The organism is Hymenobacter crusticola, assembly GCF_002154225.1.
Classification (GTDB): Bacteria; Bacteroidota; Bacteroidia; order Cytophagales; family Hymenobacteraceae; genus Hymenobacter; species Hymenobacter crusticola.
The window spans coordinates 1-644 of sequence record NZ_MTSE01000132.1; the positions used below are offsets into that span (position 1 = coordinate 1).

The 644-nt window shown below is 59.2% G+C and carries 1 protein-coding gene; it reads right to left on the reverse strand.

Going from position 1 to position 644, the window contains the following annotated elements:
* On the reverse strand, positions 1–442 hold a 442-nt coding region (locus tag BXP70_RS29215; RefSeq protein ID WP_143436801.1), incomplete at its 3' end, for a DUF2256 domain-containing protein.
* Positions 443–644 lie beyond the last annotated feature (202 nt).

A 644-nucleotide genomic window follows, 5' to 3' on the forward strand; every position in this document is an offset into this window, starting at 1 on the left:
ACTGTTGAATCTGGGCTGCTTCGAATTGCTTCTGCCGCTCCAGCACGTGGGCTACCGTCTGCGTGAGCTGCTGCACCTGGGCTGCTAGGTTTTGCGTCACGGCCAGGTATTCCGCGGTTTGACTGAGCGCGTTGGCGCCTAACGCCCCCACGCCTGCTGCCAGCGCCGTTTCCTGAAAGGTGAGTCCAGCTCCACCGCCCCCGCTAGCCGCGACGGCCGAGGGGGTACGGCCTAAGCCCTTGGCCCGTCGCCGTGCGCGGACTTTCTTCGACTCGAGCGGATGCGCCCGTCCCGTCCGCTCATTGGAGGCGGCCACGCGACAGGCACTGCTGCAATATTTCTGCACCCAGCGTCGCCGAGGCGTGTACGCTTGCTGACAATACGCACAGGTGTTCGGATCCAAAGGAGTAGCAGAATTAGAGAGGGGGATAACGGTTGCCATAGAGAAAAGCTTCGTAAGTGTTGTTCGCAATTGCTGACAACATTCATACCTCTTTTAGATTTGCCCTCCTAACCCGTGAACAAGCGGCGCCATCTGATTGACGATTGGGTAACAAGCTCTCGGCGTATTCCCACGAACACCTAGTAGCGGACAACGCCCGCCTACTTACGGAGTAGGAAGCATAGCGTAGTGGCCCATTCCG